The 16,772-nt window shown below is 65.6% G+C and carries 21 protein-coding genes; 16 read left to right on the top strand and 5 right to left on the bottom strand.

Features of this window, described 5'->3' with window-relative positions:
- Positions 1 to 6 precede the first annotated feature (6 nt).
- From V6N07_RS12285 to V6N07_RS12315, 7 genes are all read left to right on the top strand, one after another.
- Positions 7 to 678, top strand: coding sequence for an SURF1 family protein (locus tag V6N07_RS12285; RefSeq protein ID WP_371156595.1), 672 nt, complete (start codon positions 7 to 9; stop codon positions 676 to 678).
- 15 nt (positions 679 to 693) lie between these two features.
- Complete coding sequence (gene thrC / locus V6N07_RS12290; RefSeq protein ID WP_371156596.1) at positions 694 to 2,079, top strand: threonine synthase; 1,386 nt, start codon at positions 694 to 696, stop codon at positions 2,077 to 2,079.
- Positions 2,076 to 3,335 (top strand): M16 family metallopeptidase, encoded by a 1,260-nt coding sequence (locus tag V6N07_RS12295; RefSeq protein WP_371156597.1) that lies wholly within the window; start codon positions 2,076 to 2,078, stop codon positions 3,333 to 3,335. Before thrC ends, V6N07_RS12295 begins: the two co-directional genes overlap by 4 nt.
- Positions 3,335 to 3,919, top strand: coding sequence for a GNAT family N-acetyltransferase (locus tag V6N07_RS12300; protein ID WP_371156598.1), 585 nt, complete (start codon positions 3,335 to 3,337; stop codon positions 3,917 to 3,919). The genes V6N07_RS12295 and V6N07_RS12300 overlap by 1 nt, the downstream gene beginning before the upstream one ends.
- 44 nt (positions 3,920 to 3,963) lie before the next feature.
- Complete coding sequence (locus tag V6N07_RS12305; protein WP_371156599.1) at positions 3,964 to 4,344, top strand: STAS/SEC14 domain-containing protein; 381 nt, start codon at positions 3,964 to 3,966, stop codon at positions 4,342 to 4,344.
- 84 nt (positions 4,345 to 4,428) lie between these two features.
- Complete coding sequence (locus V6N07_RS12310; protein WP_371156600.1) at positions 4,429 to 5,298, top strand: MBL fold metallo-hydrolase; 870 nt, start codon at positions 4,429 to 4,431, stop codon at positions 5,296 to 5,298.
- A 93-nt stretch (positions 5,299 to 5,391) separates the two neighbouring features.
- Positions 5,392 to 6,807: an FAD-binding oxidoreductase gene (locus V6N07_RS12315; RefSeq protein WP_371156601.1), complete on the top strand. Its 1,416-nt coding sequence runs from the start codon at positions 5,392 to 5,394 to the stop codon at positions 6,805 to 6,807.
- Positions 6,808 to 6,960: 153 nt separating this feature from the next.
- Here the strand turns inward: V6N07_RS12315 and V6N07_RS12320 are convergent, their stop codons facing one another.
- Genes V6N07_RS12320 through V6N07_RS12330 form a run of 3 tightly spaced genes read right to left on the bottom strand, consistent with a single transcriptional unit; the run spans position 6,961 to position 9,027 of the window.
- Positions 6,961 to 7,497 carry an adenine phosphoribosyltransferase gene (locus V6N07_RS12320; protein ID WP_371156602.1) on the bottom strand — a complete coding sequence of 179 codons (537 nt, stop codon included), beginning with the start codon at positions 7,495 to 7,497 and terminating at the stop codon, positions 6,961 to 6,963.
- 1 nt (position 7,498) lies between these two features.
- Positions 7,499 to 8,173, bottom strand: coding sequence for a DUF2927 domain-containing protein (locus tag V6N07_RS12325; RefSeq protein WP_371156603.1), 675 nt, complete (start codon positions 8,171 to 8,173; stop codon positions 7,499 to 7,501).
- Positions 8,170 to 9,027, bottom strand: coding sequence for an S-methyl-5'-thioadenosine phosphorylase (locus V6N07_RS12330; protein ID WP_371156604.1), 858 nt, complete (start codon positions 9,025 to 9,027; stop codon positions 8,170 to 8,172). The genes V6N07_RS12325 and V6N07_RS12330 overlap by 4 nt, the downstream gene beginning before the upstream one ends.
- 259 nt (positions 9,028 to 9,286) lie before the next feature.
- Between V6N07_RS12330 and V6N07_RS12335 the strand changes: the two genes are divergently transcribed.
- Both V6N07_RS12335 and V6N07_RS12340 read left to right on the top strand, forming a co-directional pair.
- A complete protein-coding gene (locus V6N07_RS12335) occupies positions 9,287 to 10,885 on the top strand; it encodes a SulP family inorganic anion transporter (RefSeq protein ID WP_371156605.1) in 1,599 nt (532 codons plus the stop codon).
- Positions 10,886 to 11,061: 176 nt separating this feature from the next.
- Complete coding sequence (locus V6N07_RS12340) at positions 11,062 to 11,340, top strand: peptidase (protein ID WP_371156606.1); 279 nt, start codon at positions 11,062 to 11,064, stop codon at positions 11,338 to 11,340.
- A gap of 40 nt (positions 11,341 to 11,380) precedes the next feature.
- On the opposite strand, the gene V6N07_RS12345 is transcribed toward V6N07_RS12340, so the two are convergent.
- Entirely contained in the window at positions 11,381 to 11,983 is a 603-nt protein-coding gene (locus V6N07_RS12345) for a flavin reductase family protein (protein WP_371156607.1), read from the bottom strand.
- Between the two features lie 153 nt (positions 11,984 to 12,136).
- Here V6N07_RS12345 and V6N07_RS12350 point away from each other — a divergent pair, with 153 nt between their 5' ends.
- Both V6N07_RS12350 and V6N07_RS12355 read left to right on the top strand, forming a co-directional pair.
- Positions 12,137 to 12,643, top strand: coding sequence for a GNAT family N-acetyltransferase (locus tag V6N07_RS12350; RefSeq protein ID WP_371156608.1), 507 nt, complete (start codon positions 12,137 to 12,139; stop codon positions 12,641 to 12,643).
- The gene (locus V6N07_RS12355; protein ID WP_371156609.1) at positions 12,640 to 13,395 is read left to right on the top strand and encodes an EcsC family protein; all 756 of its coding nucleotides are present in this window, start codon (positions 12,640 to 12,642) and stop codon (positions 13,393 to 13,395) included. The genes V6N07_RS12350 and V6N07_RS12355 overlap by 4 nt, the downstream gene beginning before the upstream one ends.
- A 180-nt stretch (positions 13,396 to 13,575) precedes the next feature.
- Here V6N07_RS12355 and V6N07_RS12360 read toward each other — a convergent pair whose 3' ends face one another.
- On the bottom strand, positions 13,576 to 13,914 hold the full coding sequence (locus tag V6N07_RS12360; RefSeq protein ID WP_371156610.1) for an ArsR/SmtB family transcription factor: 339 nt from the start codon (positions 13,912 to 13,914) through the stop codon (positions 13,576 to 13,578).
- A 203-nt stretch (positions 13,915 to 14,117) separates the two neighbouring features.
- Here V6N07_RS12360 and V6N07_RS12365 point away from each other — a divergent pair, with 203 nt between their 5' ends.
- The 5 genes from V6N07_RS12365 to V6N07_RS12385 all read left to right on the top strand — a co-directional run bounded on the left by V6N07_RS12365 (position 14,118) and on the right by V6N07_RS12385 (position 16,721).
- Complete coding sequence (locus V6N07_RS12365; RefSeq protein ID WP_371156611.1) at positions 14,118 to 14,474, top strand: AtpZ/AtpI family protein; 357 nt, start codon at positions 14,118 to 14,120, stop codon at positions 14,472 to 14,474.
- Entirely contained in the window at positions 14,467 to 15,225 is a 759-nt protein-coding gene (locus V6N07_RS12370; RefSeq protein WP_371156612.1) for a F0F1 ATP synthase subunit A, read from the top strand. The genes V6N07_RS12365 and V6N07_RS12370 overlap by 8 nt, the downstream gene beginning before the upstream one ends.
- 61 nt (positions 15,226 to 15,286) lie before the next feature.
- Positions 15,287 to 15,523 (top strand): F0F1 ATP synthase subunit C, encoded by a 237-nt coding sequence (locus V6N07_RS12375; RefSeq protein ID WP_371156613.1) that lies wholly within the window; start codon positions 15,287 to 15,289, stop codon positions 15,521 to 15,523.
- Positions 15,524 to 15,605: 82 nt separating this feature from the next.
- Complete coding sequence (locus V6N07_RS12380) at positions 15,606 to 16,160, top strand: F0F1 ATP synthase subunit B' (protein WP_371156614.1); 555 nt, start codon at positions 15,606 to 15,608, stop codon at positions 16,158 to 16,160.
- Between the two features lie 3 nt (positions 16,161 to 16,163).
- Positions 16,164 to 16,721, top strand: coding sequence for a F0F1 ATP synthase subunit B (locus V6N07_RS12385; RefSeq protein ID WP_371156615.1), 558 nt, complete (start codon positions 16,164 to 16,166; stop codon positions 16,719 to 16,721).
- Positions 16,722 to 16,772: the final 51 nt, after the last annotated feature.

Genomic DNA, 16,772 nt, shown 5'->3' on the forward strand with positions numbered 1-16,772 from the left:
CGCCTGATGCGTTTCCTGATCCCCCTCATCTTCGGTCTCGGTGGTTTTGCCGTGCTGGTCTCGCTCGGTCTGTGGCAGGTGCAACGCCTGTCGTGGAAGGAGGCGATCCTTGCGGATATCGAAACGCGGATCGCCGCCGCCCCTGTCGCGGTGCCCGCCACCCCCGAACCTGAAGACGACCGCCTTCTGCCCGTCACCGTGGGGGCCGAAGTCACAGGGGACCCGATCCGCGTTCTGGCCAGTGCCAAGGGGTTCGGTCCCGGCTACCGCCTGATCTATCCCGTTCGGACGGACAGCGGGCGCGCCTTGATGATCGATTTCGGCCTGATCCCCGTCGAGGCACCGCTGCCGCGCATGACGGGCCGTGCAATGGATGTCACCGGCAACCTGCATTGGCCGGACGAGGTCGATGGCTTCACCCCCGAACCCGACCTCGGCGCCGATATCTGGTTCGCCCGCGACGTCCCCGCGATGGCGGCGGCTCTGGGGGTCGACCCGGTCTTGATCATCGCCCGTGCCAGTGACCCGACCGTGGTCGAGGTGACGCCCGTGCCGGTCACGACGGACAGCATCCCGAATTCGCATCTGGGGTATGCGATTCAGTGGTTCGGGCTGGCCTTTGTCTGGCTGGGGATGACAGTCTTCCTGCTGTGGCGTATCAGACGCCGCACCGTCTAAGAGGGAACCCCGGCAATGCGTTACGTCTCCACCCGCGGCAAAGCCCCCGTTCTGGGGTTCGAGGACACGATGTTGACCGGTCTCGCACGGGACGGCGGTCTGTATGTGCCTGAAACGGTGCCGGTCCTGTCATCCGCCGATATCGCCGCGCTCGCAGGCCTGCCCTATGAGGAGGTCGCGGTCCGCGTGATGTGGCCCTTCGTCTCCGAAGCCTTTTCCGAGGCCGATTTCGCGGCGATGGTCAAACGGGCCTATGCCGGGTTCGGCCATGATGCACGCGCGCCTCTGGTTCAGCTTGGTCCGAACCATCACCTGCTGGAGCTGTTCCACGGGCCGACGCTGGCCTTCAAGGACTTCGCGATGCAGCTGATCGGACAGATGTTCGAACACACGCTGTCGCGGCGCGGGGAGCGTGTGACCATCGTCGGCGCCACGAGTGGTGACACCGGGTCGGCGGCGATCGAGGCGTTCCGGGGTCTGGACGCGGTCGACGTCTTCATCCTGTATCCCCATGGCCGGGTATCGGATGTGCAGCGCCGCCAGATGACCACCCCGTCCGAGGCCAACGTCCACGCGATGGCCCTGACCGGGCATTTCGACGATTGCCAGGCGCGTGTGAAGGACATGTTCAACGATTTCGCGTTCCGCGACCGGGTCGGTCTTGCGGGCGTGAACTCCATCAATTTTGCCCGCGTGCTGGCGCAGGTGGTCTATTACTTCACCGCGGCGACCGCCCTCGGGGCACCGCACCGCGAGGTCTCGTTCACCGTCCCCACCGGCAACTTCGGTGACATCTTCGCGGGGCATATCGCCAAGCGCATGGGCCTGCCGATCCGGCAGCTGGTGGTGGCGACCAATCAGAACGACATCCTGCACCGTTGCCTGACCACGGGCGATTATCGCACGGGCACGGTGGAACCCTCGATCTCGCCCTCGATGGACATTCAGGTCTCCTCCAACTTCGAGCGCGCCCTGCATCTTGCCTACGACGGGGACGGCAGCGCCATCGCGCAGCTGATGGAGGAGTTGAAGTCGGGCGGCTTCAGCGTATCGCAAGGCGCGCTTCAATCCCTTCGGGAAATCTATGCCTCGGGCCGCGTGTCCGAAGAGGAAACATCGAAGACGATCGCCGATACCCTGTCCCGGACCGGCGAATTGCTGTGCCCGCATTCCGCGGTGGGCGTGAAGGTGGCCGAGGCGCACCTCGGATCCGTTCCGATGGTCACGCTGGCCACGGCGCATCCCGCCAAATTCCCCGACGCCGTCGAGGCCGCAACCGGCATCAGGCCCGCCCTGCCGCCGCGCATGGCCGACCTGTTCGACCGCGACGAACGCATTGCCCGCGTCGACAACGACCTGTCGGCCATCGAGGCCCTGATTGACGAAAGACGCGTTGCATGAGCGTAGAGATCACCCGGCTGTCCAACGGCTTCCGTATCGTCACAGAACATATGCCCGGCCTGCAATCGGCCAGTGTCGGGATCTGGGTGGGCGCCGGCGGGCGCCACGAGACAGCGGACCAGAACGGCATCGCCCATTTCCTCGAACACATGGCCTTCAAGGGCACGGCCCGCCGCAACGCCTTGCAGATCGCCGAGGAGATCGAGGACGTCGGCGGTTATATCAACGCCTATACCAGCCGCGAGGTGACGGCCTATTACGCGCGCGTCCTGAAGGACGATGTGCCGCTGGCCGTCGATCTGATTTCCGACATCGTGCTGAACCCGGTGTTCGACGCACGGGAAATCGAGGTCGAACGCGGGGTCATCCTGCAGGAGATCGGGCAGGCCCTCGATACGCCCGACGACATCATCTTCGACTGGCTGCAGGAAGCGGCCTATCCCGAACAGCCGATGGGCCGCACCATCCTCGGGCCGACCGAACGGGTCAGCGCCTTCGATCGCGCGGACCTGACGCGGTTCGTGTCCCAGAACTACGGCCCTGGCCAGATGATCCTGTCGGCGGCGGGGGCGGTCGATCATGACGCGATCGTGCGCCTGGCGGAGGACCTGTTTGCCCATCTGCCCACGCAGCCGCAGGCCCTGCCGGAGATCAGCCGCTTTCAGGGCGGCGAGGCGCGGCACATCAAGGCGTTGGAACAGGCCCATGTCGCCATCGGCTTTGCCCAGCCCGGCTACCGCGACGACGACATCTATACCGCGCAGATCTATGCCAGCGTGATGGGCGGGGGCATGTCCTCGCGCCTGTTCCAGGAGGCCCGTGAAAAGCGCGGTCTCTGCTATACGATCTTTTCCAGTGTCGGGGCCTATTCCGATACGGGCATGCTGACCGTCTATGCGGGCACCGCCGAAGAGGACGTGACCGCGCTGTCGAACCTGACGATGGACGAGTTGAAACGCTCCGCCGACGACATGACCGAAGCCGAGGTCGCCCGCGCGCGCGCGCAGATGAAGTCGGGCATGCTGATGGGTCTTGAGTCGCCGTCCAGCCGGGCAGAACGCCTTGCGCGTGTCGTGGCGATCTGGGACCGGGTTCCGCCCCTGTCCGAGGTGGTGGCGCGGATCGACGCCGTCGATGCCGCCGCCGTGCGCGCCCATGCCGGACAGTTGCTGAGCGCTGCGCCTGCGCTGGCGCTTTACGGGCCGGTCGACGGGGCGCCTGACGCACAGACGCTGCGTTCCCGGCTTGCCGCGTGATGCTGGCGGGTTTCCGCAAGCCGAAGATCGAGACGGAGCGCATGCTGCTCCGCCTGCCGCAACATACGGACTACCGTGCGTGGGTGTCCCTGCGCGAAGGGTCCGCTCCGTTCCTCCACCCGTGGGAGCCGCAGTGGGCGACGGATCACCTGTCGCGCAAATCCTTTACCAATCGTGTCTACTGGGCGCAGCGCAGCCATGGTCAGGGGTCTGCGCTGGCCCTGTTCCTGACGCGCAAGTCCGATGACGCCCTGCTGGGGGCGATCACGCTGGACAATGTGCGCCGTGGCCCCGCGCAATCGGCAACCATCGGGTACTGGATCGGACAGCCGCACGCGCGGCAGGGCTACATGAAGGAAGCGATCGTCGCCCTGTCCTATCACGCCTTTCGCCGCATGGACCTGTCGCGGCTGGAGGCGGCCTGTCTGGAGGAAAACACCGCCTCGCGGGGTCTGCTGGAAAAGGCGGGGTTCAAGTACGAGGGCGTGGCGCAGAGCTATCTTCAGATCGCGGGCCGCTGGCGGAACCACGTTCTCTACGCGATGCTGCGGTCGGATCGGCGGGGGCGTGCGGAAACCGGGTGACACCCGTCTGCGTTGGGTCGTGACACCAACTGCAGGAGACAGTCATGCCCAAGGTCATCCACCGAATCCCGACCACGGATCCCGCCACCTATGCCTTTTCCATCGACGGCAAGGTAACGGCCGACGAAATGGAGGCCATGGGCGAGGAAATGAACGCGGCCTTCGATCTGTATGACAAGGTCAACATGCTGCTGATCTTCGAACACTACGACGGCAGCGAGGTCGGCGCAGGTCTGGATTGGGAATCGATCAAATCCCGGTTCCGGTCCTTGACGTCGGTCGACAAATACGTGGCCGTCGGTGCGCCCGAAGACGCCTCGGCGATGATCGAGGCGATGGGGTCCGTCATTCCGGTCGAGGCGAAGACCTTCGAGAAAGCGGATCTCGATGCCGCATGGGCCTACGTGGGCGCGCGCCCGGCCTGATCCTCGATTGCCGACGGACCCTGCGGCAACGGACCGCTGGATCGGCGCGGCGGGATGGGCAATGCTGCTCTCAGGAGGACAGCCATGCCCACTGCACCCGCCCTGATCCGAATCCTGTCGCTGCTGGCCTGCCTGATCGGCCCGATTGCGGGGCCGGTGGCCGCGCAGGGCAACGACCAGACCCGCAGGCCCAGCCATTGCATCGCCATCGCAGAGGTGCTCGGCCTGTCCTATGTGCAAAAGGCCAGCTACGGCGCGCCCCTGCCGGACGACTGGACCGTGCGCCTGTCCTACATCGACCATGCCATGTTCATGCTGGAAACGCCGGGCGGCCTGCGCGCGGTGACGGATTACGTCGGTTTCATCGGTCCCGTGCCCCCGCCGGATGTCGTGACCATGAACCGCGCCCACATCAGCCATTGGGACCCCACGCCGGACCCGGGAATCGCCCATGTCCTGCCGGGTTGGTCGGACCGCGTGGGCAAGGCCGCGGACCACCATCTCGATCTGGGCGAGATGCTGGTGCGATCGGTATCGACCGACATCCGGTCGGGTTTCGACACAGGCATCAGCGCGGTGGAGCGGAACGGCAATTCGATCTTCGTGTTCGAGGTCGGCGGCCTGTGCATCGGCCACCTCGGCCATCTGCATCACGAACCGACGGCCCGGCAATATGCCGCACTGGGCCGTCTGGATGTGGTCATGGCCCCCGTGGATGGGGGGCTGACGTTGGACACGGCGACCATGACGCGCGTCCTGACCCGCCTGCGGTCCAGCGTCGTCCTGCCGATGCATTGGTTCGGAGAAGCAGCATTGCAGCGGTTTCTGATCGGCATGCAGGACAATTTCGCGATCGAAAGGCGGGACACGAACGCCATCGAGGTATCGCTGCGCAACCTGCCCAACCGCCCCACGGTGGTCGTTCTGCGCCCGTCCTACCTGACGCGTCCCTGACGCGGTCGAATGGTTGCGTCCACCCCCGTGGCGTCGGACAAAGGCCGCCAAGCGCCGCCCCGACGCCGTGCCCATGTCCGCGATGGAGATCCGATGCCTTTTGCCCCCGCCAACGGTGCCTTTGCCGAGACGCTCCGCGCCACGCTGCCGCCCGCGACCTTCCGCACGATCGAGCCGCGCCATATCGAGGAACCGCGGGGTCGCTGGGCTGGAACCGACGGCCTTCTGCTGGCCCCCGCCACGACGGGGGAGGTCGCGACAATCATTCGCGCCGCGTCCGAGGCTGGTGTGCCGGTCATCCCCTATGGGGGGGGAACGGGTCTGGTGGGGGGGCAGGTCTCGGGCGATCTGGCCACACCGATCATCCTGTCCATGGAGAGGATGACGAGGATCCGGTCCGTCGACGCGACCGAAAACGCCCTCGTCGCCGAGGCGGGGGTGATCCTGCAGACGGTGCAGGACGCGGCGGCGGATGCGGACCGGTTGTTTCCCCTGTCGATCGCGGCGCAGGGATCGGCCCGGATCGGCGGCATCCTGTCGACCAATGCCGGTGGCGTGAATGTCCTGCGCTACGGAAATGCGCGCGATCTGTGCCTTGGCATCGAGGCGGTGCTGCCCGACGGATCCATCCTGAATGGGCTGTCGCCCCTGCGAAAGAACAACACCGGCTATGACCTGCGGCACCTGTTGGTCGGGGCCGAGGGAACATTGGGCGTCATCACCGCGGCGACGCTGAAACTCATGCCCCGTCCGGTGGGCACGGGGGCCGCGATGATGGTCGTGTCCGATCCGGCGGCGGCGCTGGACCTTCTGAACCTTGCCCGCGACCGTATCGGGGAAGGGGTCTCCGCCTTCGAACTGATCGGGCGGATGGGCCTCGACTTTCTGGCCGAGACGATGCCCGAGGTGCGTCTGCCGCTCGGGCAGCCGCAATGGTCGGTCCTGATCGATCTCGGCCTCGGGGTGTCCGGCGATCCGCAGGCCGCATTGGAAGGGCTGTTCGAAGCTGCGCTGGACCGGGGTCTTGTCTCGGATGGTGTCATCGCCCAGTCCGAGGCGCAGCGGGCCGAATTCTGGGCCGTCCGCGAATCGATCCCCCTCGGCAATCGCAAGATCGGTGCGGTCAGCAGTCATGACATCTCGGTGCCGCTGGCCGCGATTCCGGGTTTCATCGCCAAGGGCCCCGGCGTGATCGCCAAGATCGGCAATTTCCGCATCAACTGCTTTGGCCACGTCGGTGACGGCAACCTGCACTACAACGTCTTTCCCGTGCCGGGCCGCAGCCGTTCGGATCATGAGGACGACCGGGATGCCATCAAGGCGGCGGTGCATGACCTCGTGGCCGAACACGGCGGATCGGTCAGCGCGGAACATGGTGTCGGCCGTCTCAAGGTCGGCGATCTGGAACGCTATGTGGACCCCACGAAACTTGCCGCGATGCGGGCGATCAAGGACGCGCTCGATCCCAAGGGCATCATGAACCCCGGCGCGGTCCTGCGGCAGAAGTGATCCGACAGGACCAGCGGCGTCCCTGAACGGGGTGCGCCCTGCCGGGGGGCAGGGCGCTGGGGGGAATGGGTGGCTGTCTGCTGTGGCCACGCCCCAGCTTTGCGCCACAAGTGTTACCAAAGTGTTGACGTCGTTCCCGGGACGCGGGCTTTCCTACATGCCGTCGAAATCGCACAGCGTATGGATCGGCATGCCCATGTCCTTCAGGGCCGCGCGTCCGCCAAGTTCCGGCAGGTCCACCACGAAGGCACAGCCGACGACTTCACAGCCGAGACGTTCGAGCAAGGAGATCCCGGCACGGGCGGTGCCACCCGTGGCCAAGAGGTCATCGACCAGCAGGACGCGCGCACCGGCGGGCAGGGCATCCTGATGCACCTCGACGACGGCATGCCCGTATTCGAGGGTATATTCCTGTTCATACGTCGGCCCCGGCAGTTTTCCCTGCTTTCGGATCGGAACGAAGCCGCAGCCCAGCTGGTGCGCGACGGCCCCGCCCAGGATGAAACCCCGAGCCTCCAGCCCTGCCACGGCATCGATGCGTTCCCCGGCAAAGGGGGACAGCAACTGATCGATGCACAGGCGCATCCCGCGGGCATCCGCGAACAGGGTCGTCACATCGCGAAACATGATCCCCTCGTGCGGGAAATCGGGAATGGTGCGGATGTAGTCGCGGACGGTCTTCTGCTGCATATCAGCTTTCCTCTTGCGGGGTATTGGGGGCGTAGTGGCGGCGCAGGGCCATGGCATCCTGTCCTTCCAGCCGCACCACCGAGTTGCTGTCTTCCGAAAAGACGGACCGGCGATATGTCGGCCCCCGGATATCGGTCATCAACCCGAGGGCCTGTGTTGTTTCCTCGAGCAGGATCGACGCGATCTCGCGCCGGCGCGCCTTGGCGGAAATGGCGATCAGGGCTTCGCGGATCTCGCTGTCGCGGGCGCGCAGGGCGACACGCCCCAGCGGCAGGACATTCCCGTCCAGCGCCTCGACCCCGGTGTTTTCCATCACCTGCCCCGGTGCCGTGGCGACGACGTGGATCTCGATGTCGGGGTCATCGATATTGACCCGGCGCAGGCGCACACCGGCGCCGAGGCCATTGATCTCATCGAGCGCGGCTTCGAGTCCTTCTTCGTAGAGCGCGCGTTGATAGGGCAGCAATCCCGGTGCGACCGAGGCGAGGGCGACGGTCACCCCGTCACGCTTTTCCTCGGGCCAGCGCAGGATCGGCTTGCGGCATTCGCCGTCGGGCGCGGCCCCGCAGGATACGGCGCGGTAGAACGCATCGTCGGACAGTGGTCCGGGGGCGGACACGAACTCCTGCGCTGAGGCAGAGCCGGCCAGCACCATCAGCACTGCGGCGAACTTCACAGGACGCGGCCCGCAATTCCGGAAAGGCGGGCGGACATCCGGCTATCGCGCGCCGCGGGCGCCGTCATGACGGCATGGTCCAATGCGGTGGCACAGCCGGTGCGGCAATCGGTTGGCAACAGGTCGGGCAACGCGGCAACCATCGCGGCGGCCTTGGCGACGTTGCCGTGCAATGTCTCGATGATATCGGTGATCTGGACGTTGCCATGGCCGGGGTGCCAGCTGTCGAAATCGGTGACCATGGCGACGGTGGCGTAATGCAGCTCCGCCTCCCGGGCCAGCTTCGCCTCGGGCATGTTGGTCATCCCGATGATGTCGCAGCCCCATTGGCGGTACAGGTGCGATTCCGCCTTGGTGGAAAACTGCGGCCCTTCCATCGCAAGGTATGTGCCCCCCCCGTGCACGGTCGCACCGCCCTTGCGCGCGGCCTCGGCGCAGGCCGTGGCCAGCGTAGCGCACACCGGGTCGGCAACCGAGACATGTGCCACGAGGCCGGGCCCGAAGAACGTCTTGTCGCGGGCAAAGGTCCGGTCGATGAACTGATCCGGGATCACGAAGTGCCCCGGTGCCATCTCCTCCCGGAACGACCCCACGGCGGAGACGGACACCAGATGCGTCACCCCGGCGGCCTTCATCGCGGCGACGTTTGCACGGTAGGGCACCGTCGACGGCGTATGGACATGCCCCCGCCCGTGTCGCGGCAGGAACACGGCGCGCAGGCCGCCAAGGGTGCCGATCAGCAGGTTGTCCGACGGCGCACCCCACGGGGTGTCCATCTCCGTCCAGACCGCGTCCTGCAAAGCCTCGACCTGGTAGAGGCCGGATCCGCCGATGATGCCGATGACTGGCTGCATGGTGCCCTCTCCGCCGATTGTCGCGGGCCGGATCGTAGCAGGCGCGGGGGTGGTGACCAGCCCCTATGCGTCGCCCGTCCGGGTCCGTCGCAGGAATGGGTCTGCGGGGCCACGCGTCGTCACCCGCGCCGCGGTCCGCCCCCGATGTCGGGGCAGGACGTGCCCCGCCCCCATGGCGGCCATCGACGGGGTGTCACCGCCGCCGCTTCCCTGCTAAAGGGGGCGGCAAGCCTCCCTTCCAGATGTGCGAGACATTCCCTTGAGCAGTTCCCCACTGGCGAGCTTCGCCAACCTTTTCGACAAACCCGACCTGCGCGTCGCGCCCACCGATCCGCTGACACCCGGACGATTCCGGATCGAGATTCTCGCCGGTCTGACCGTCGCGCTGGCGCTGGTTCCCGAAGCAGTGGCCTTTGCCTTCGTTGCCGGTGTGAACCCGCTTGTCGGCCTCTATGCCGCGTTCATGGTGGGCCTGATCACCGCGCTGATCGGGGGGCGTCCGGGGATGATCTCGGGCGCGACCGGCGCGCTGGCCGTGGTGATGGTCAGCCTCGTGTCGCAGCATGGGGTCGAATACCTCTTTGCGACGGTCGTCCTGATGGGGCTGTTGCAGATGTTCGCGGGCGTCATGCGGTGGGGCAAGTTCATCCGCCTCGTGCCGCACCCGGTGATGCTGGGCTTCGTCAACGGCCTCGCCATCGTGATCTTCCTTGCTCAGCTGACGCAGTTCCGGACGCCCGAGGGCAACTGGCTGCCCCCCGAGGGGATCGCCCTGATGCTGGGGCTGATCGCGGTGACCATGGCCGTCATCTGGGGTCTGCCGAAGCTGACGAACATCGTGCCCGCTCCATTGGCAGGCATCGGCGTGACCGCGGCCATCGTGATCGTCTTCGGCCTTCCGACACCGACGGTGGGTGACATGGCCTCCATCGCGGGGGGCTTGCCGACGTTCCACCTGCCGATGGTGCCGCTGACCTACGAGACGCTGACGATCATCCTGCCCTATGCGCTGATCCTTGCGGCCATCGGCCTGATCGAGAGCCTTCTGACCCTGAACCTCGTCGGCGAAATCACCGGTCAGCGTGGCGGTGCTTCGCAGGAATGCATCGCCCAGGGGGCCGCGAACACCGTGACCGGCTTCTTTGGTGGCATGGGGGGCTGTGCGATGATCGGGCAGTCGATGATCAACGTCAAATCGGGCGGGCGCACACGTGTTTCCGGCGTTGCCGCCGCCCTGTTCCTGCTGGCCTTCATCGTGGTGGCGGCCCCGCTGATCGAACGGATCCCGCTGGCCGCGCTGGTCGGTGTGATGTTCATGGTGGTGATCGGGACCTTTGCGTGGAACTCGCTCAAGATCCTGTTCAAGGTTCCGCGCATCGACGCGGTGGTCATCATCCTCGTGACCGTGGTGACGGTCATGACCGACCTCGCCATCGCCGTGATCGTCGGCGTGATCGTCTCGGCCCTTGCCTATGCGTGGCAGAACGCGACCCGGATCAGCGCCAAGACCTACGAGACGCCGGAAGGTGCGCGCGTCTACCAGGTCAACGGCCCGCTGTTCTTCGGCTCCGCCTCGGGGTTCATCGAGCTGTTCGATCCGCAGAACGACCCCTCCGTCGTCATCGTGGATTTCGCGGAAAGCCGGGTTGCCGACCAATCGGCGCTTCAGGCGATCGAGGCATTGGCCGGAAAATACGAGGCGGCCGGCAAGACGATTCAGTTGCGCCACCTCAGCCGCGATTGTCACACCCTGCTGACCAAGGCCGGGCACCTGATGGTCGACAGCGACGATGACCCCGATTACGCGATCGCCGCGAACTACGGTGTGCGGACGGGTATTCTCGAAGGCGGGCACTAGCCCCCCCGAACCGGACGGCATAGGCAAGGTCAGTGCCGTCCGGAAGGATGCGCAAACCGACATCATCGGTCGCGCGCGGGCTGGTCCAAACCGTGACTTGCCTGTATGGATGGCCCCGACGGGTGGCAGAGATGACCCGTCCCCCCACATTCCGACATACCAGAAGGAGGCCGCGCGTGTTGCGTCGCTCAGATCCTTTTGCGGACCGGCTGGTGATCTGGCTGGCTGCGCGAGAGCAAGCGTTCAAATGGTTCGCCCTGATCCTCGGGATCGCAAGCACGGTCGCCATCGTGCAGAACTGGCACCCGTGGCCGATGGTCTTCGGCCTGCCGTTTTGCGTGATCTGGATATTCTACGCGTGGCTTCACACGGAGCGGCAGCTGAAGTACGTGAACCTGCTGTTCACGGCGCTCTATGTCTATGGCCTGATCCGCTGGGTCCTGCTGGAGGGGTGACCGGGCAGATGCGGGCACGCTGCCCGAACCCGCCGGGGCCTCAGTCGTCGGGACGTTGCAGTTCGAAAACCTCGCGCACGACGGAATAATCCCGATAGCCGCCGCGGGCCAGCATCTGAAAGCTGGTGACATCGAACCGGCCGTCGATGATGCAGTCGTCGCGCATGTGGATGCCGGTCACCTCACCGAAGACGGCGATGTTGGCCTCGCCGGGCAGGGGGACGATCTGTGTCACCTTGCATTCCAGCGATGCGGGCGCATTCGCCACGCGGGGGCAGTCGATCGTCGTGCAGGCCGCCTTTTCGACACCCGCCAACCGGAATTCGTCGACCCCGGCAGGATGCGCGCCCGACGACAGGTTCATCACGTCCCGCGCGGCATATTCGACGATGTTCACGCAGAAGACACCGCTTTCACGCAGCTGGGCCATGCTGTCCTTGGTGCCGTCCCGGTCATCCTTCTGGCTGGTCGAGGCGAACATGACCTGCGGCGGCACGTAGGCCACGGCGTTGAAGAAGGAATAGGGCGCAAGATTGTCCCCCAATGCGCCCCGCGTGCTGATCCAGCCGATGGGCCGGGGGGAGACGATGGCGTTGAACGGGTTGTGCGGAAGGCCATGGCCGTCCTCGGGGCGATAGAACATCGGCATCCTCTTGGGGGAACTGGGTCGCAGGCTGTCTAGCTTGCCGGGCGCGGGCGGGAAAGGGTTGCGGCACAGGCCCCCCAGGCGACACGGCCGCGTGCCTGTCCCGAAATCTGCTGGCCACCGACGGCACGTCCCTGCAAAAGGCGGAGGATGGAGCTGCGGCAGGAAATACCCGACGATCACTGGGAGGTGGAGGCCCTGATGGACCTCTGCTTTGCGCCGGGGCGTACGGCCCTGTCATCCTATCGGTTGCGTGATGACGTGCCACCCGCGCGGGACCTGTGCCTCGTGGCGCGCGGGTCCGCGGGCGAGGTCGCGGGCGCCATACGGTTCTGGCCGGTGCGTATCGGTGATCGGTGGGACGCGATGCTGCTGGGGCCCGTGGCCGTACACCCGACCCGTCAGGGCGAAGGTCTGGGCGCCTTCCTGATCCAATCCGGTCTGGACCGCGCGCATGACGCCGGTGTCAGGCGTATCCTTCTGGTGGGCGATTCCGCCTATTACACGCGGTTCGGGTTCGCCGTCCTCAGAGACGTGGTGATGCCGCCGCCCACGAACCCCGAGCGCGTGCTCGGGGTCTGGGACTGGGCCGGCGTTACGGGGGACGTGATACGAGCCTTGCCGGACGGACACCGCGCCCCCATCTTCGCACCATGACAGACAAGCGCACCGAACAGGTCTTCCCCCCCCTCGAGAGAGAGGCGGAACTCGACCGCATCGCCCTGCAACTGCGCGGCGCCAACGGCACCGGCATGCAGCTTCTCAATCTCATCGGCACACAGGCCGAGGGCCTGCTCGACATGTTGCCCGGTCCGGTCAAGGGGGGGCTGGAAAAGGCCACTGCCGCGGCGCTGGAACAATCGTTCAATGCCGCCGCCGCCTCGCGCGGGCGATTGCGCGATACCTCCGACTGGTTGACGCGGGCCATGACGATGGGCACCGGCGCCGCCGGCGGGTTCGGCGGGCTGCCGTCGGCGCTTGCGGAGCTGCCAGTGACGACCACGGTGATCCTTCGCGCGATTCAGGGTATCGCGGACGAGCACGGGTTCGACCCGGCCAAGCCCGAGGTCCGTGCCGCCTGCCTGCGCGTCTTTGCCGCCGCCGGGCCCCTCGATGATGACGACGGCACCGACCTCAGTTTCATCACCATGCGCCTGACGCTGACGGGGGGCACGATTCAGGGCCTGATCGCCAAGGTCGCGCCAAGGCTGGCGGTGCCGCTGGGCCAGAAACTTGCCGCGCAGGCCGTGCCCGTGATCGGGGCGGCGGCGGGGGCTGCCACCAATTACATCTACACCAGTTACTATCAGGACATGGCCCGCGTGCAGTTCGGCCTGATGCGGTTGGCAGAACAAGGGGATGAGGAACTGGAGCACCTGATCCATGACCTCAGGAAACGGATGCTCTGATACGCGGAAGCGTCTTGTGGCAACGGTCGCAGATTGCGCCGACCGGTGCCGTACGGCATCGGCGCGCAAACCCGTTGCCGCAGGCCGAACCGTCGCTTTATGTGCCCTTCGAAAGGGCGCCGGCCCATCCGGTTGCCAAACCGTCTGCGCGTAACCCCGCGGGCACGCGCGACCAACCGATCAGTCGAGGGGCGCGCGCTTCGGGTCCATGTCGTCCAGCAAGCCTTCGAGAGCATCCACGTCGAACCCCTCGAACTGTCCGAAACCCTGCATCCAGACGCTCGCGTCGCGCAGGGCGTCGGGTTCCAGCTTGCACCAAACGACGCGACCACGGCGTTCCTGGGTGATCAGGCCCGCGCGGGCGAGGGTCAGCAGATGCTTCGACACGGCCGCCAGAGAGATGTCGAACCCGGCGGCGACATCGGTGACGGCCATGTCGTCCTCCAGCAGCATCGACAGGATCGCGCGGCGCGTGGGGTCCGACAGGGCGGAAAAGACGGTGTCGAGGGACGGGGACATCCCCCGCCGATGCCCGCCTGGGGCAGGGCGGTCAAGGATGTTCAACCCCAACGTTGAATCACGTAAACCTGCGACCAGATAACATATTCGGCTTTTGGTTTCTGGCAATATATTGAAGATAATAAAGAAATCGGGTTTCTGCGCCTGCATTGACAGGTCCGACCCCTGCGCATAGACCCTGCTCCAACATCCGTGGGGTTCACATGTCCGACGATCCAGACACCGACCGGTTGCGTGCCCTCGAAGCGCGGATCGCAGCGGCGAAAGGACCGGAAGCCAAGGACCACATGGAGGAACACTACTCTCAGGCTCAGCTGGCCTGGCGGATGGTGATCGAGATGGTGGCGGGCCTGGGTATCGGGTTCGGCATCGGCTACGGCCTCGACGCCGTTCTCGGGACCCAGCCGTACCTGATGGTGGTGTTCGTGCTTCTGGGGTTCGCCGCAGGGGTCAAGGTGATGATTTCCTCCGCCAAGGAGGTGCAGGGCGGCATCGACGCGATGTCCGCTTTGAAGGAACCCGGTGCTGGTGCGCCGAAAGACGGGGATACCGATGGCTGAAGACGCTTATTCCGAAGGCGGACTGTCCTTTCACCCGATGGACCAGTTCATCGTCAAGCCGCTGTTCGGCGATGCTGGCGATCCGGTCGGAATGCTGACCATCACCAACGCGACGCTGTGGCTGGCCCTGGCTGTGCTGTGTGTCGCTGGTCTGTTCGTCATCGGCACCCGTGGTCGCGCCATCGTTCCGTCGCGGACGCAGTCGGTCGCCGAACTTGCCTACGGGTTCGTCTACAAGATGGTCGAGGACGTGACCGGCAAGGATGGGGTGAAGTACTTCCCCTACATCTTCACCGTCTTCCTCTTCATCCTGTTCGCGAACTTCCTCGCGCTCATCCCGATGTCCTTCTCGACGACGTCGCACATCGCGACGACCGCGGTTCTGGGCTTCGGTGTGTTCTTCGCGGTCACGATCCTTGGCTTCGTCAAGAACGGCCCCTCGTTCCTGAGCCTCTTCTGGGTGTCCTCCGCGCCGCTGGCCATCCGCCCCGTGCTGGCCATCATCGAGGTCATCTCCTACTTCGTGCGGCCGGTCAGCCACTCCATTCGTCTTGCGGGCAACCTGACCGCCGGTCACGCCGTTCTCAAGGTGTTCGCGGGCTTCGGTCAGGTCACCGCCGTCGCACCCTTTGCCGTTCTCGGTGTCGTCGCGATCTACGGGCTGGAGGTGCTTGTCGCCGTGATCCAGGCCTACGTGTTCACGATCCTCACCTGCGTGTATCTCAAGGACGCACTGCACCCCCATCACTGACGCGGCCCTGCTGCGCCCAGTCGACTACCACGACAACTTCCAATCGTAAGGAGTACACCCCATGGAAGGTGATATCGCAAACCTCGGTCAATACCTCGGCGCAGGCCTTGCAGCTATGGGCTCCGGCCTGGCCGCACTCGGCGTCGGCAACGTGGCTGGCAACTTCCTCTCCGGCGCCCTGCGCAACCCCTCCGCCGCTGGCGGTCAGACGGCGACGCTGTTCATCGGCATCGCATTTGCCGAAGCCCTGGGCATCTTCTCGTTCCTGGTGGCTCTGCTGCTGATGTTCGCCGTCTAAGGCGAACCAGACTATCCTTACGTGCGGCGGGTGACCCGAGGGTTGCCCGCCGATGGACCATCAGACGGACGGGACGCGATCCATGGCCACAGAACCGATTGATCTCGAACTCGCGGGCCTCTGCGTCGACGCAGGTGGCTTTGCCATTGGCATGCCGCAATTGTGCGCCGACTGGTTCGCCAACCAGATATTCTGGCTGGTTATCGCGCTTGCCGCGATCTTCTTCATCCTGACCCGTATCGCTCTGCCGCGCGTCAGCGCCGTCCTAGCGGAACGGTCCGGAACCATCTCCAACGACCTCGCGGCTGCCGAAGACCTCAAGCGTCAGGCGGTCGAGGCCGAAGGGACGTACAACAAGGCGCTGGCCGATGCCCGCGCCGAAGCACAGCGCATCGGCAACGAGGCACGCGCCGCGATCAAGGCCGACCTTGATGCGGCGATCGCCGAAGCCGACGCCAAGATCGCCGACAAGATGGCCGAAAGCGATGCGCAGATCGCCGAAATCCGCGATGGCCAGGCGGAAACCGTGGCCGAAGTGGCCCGTGATGTCGCCTCTGCCATCGTCGCCGCCCTTGGGGCCAAGGCTGACCAGTCCGCGATCGATGCCGCCGTCGACGCCCGCGTGAAAGGGAACTGAACCATGCGTTTTGCACTGCCCCTCATGCTGGCTGCCACCGCGACGCCCGCCGTTGCCGCGTCTGGCCCGTTTTTCAGCCTTGCGAACACCGATTTCATCGTGACCATCGGTTTTCTGATCTTCATCGGCATTCTGGTCTACTTCAAGGTTCCGGGAATGCTGACGGGGATGCTGGATTCCCGCGCTGAAGGCATTCGCAACGACCTCGACGAGGCCCGTGCGCTGCGTGAAGAAGCGCAGAGCCTGCTGGCATCCTATGAGCGCAAGACCCGTGAAGCCAACGACCTCGCAGCCGAAATCGTCGCGACGGCCAAGGCCGAAGCCGAAGCCGCCAACGTTCAGGCCCGCGCCGATCTGGAGGCCAGCGTCGAGCGTCGTCTGAACGCCGCCGTCGATCAGATCGACAGCGCCCGGAACGCCGCCGTCCGCGAAGTTCGTGATCGTGCCATCTCGGTCGCTACGGCCGTCGCCGGTGAGATCGTGGCAAAGCAGATGTCGGCAAGCGATGCAGACGCCCTGATCGATCAATCGATCGAGACGGTATCGGCCAAACTCCACTGAGTTCCGTCGATCGGATCATAGACCGACAGGGGCGTCCATCTGGGCGCCCTT

It is taken from the genome of Jannaschia sp. 2305UL9-9, assembly GCF_041403465.1.
In the GTDB taxonomy this organism is placed as follows: Bacteria; Pseudomonadota; Alphaproteobacteria; order Rhodobacterales; family Rhodobacteraceae; genus Jannaschia.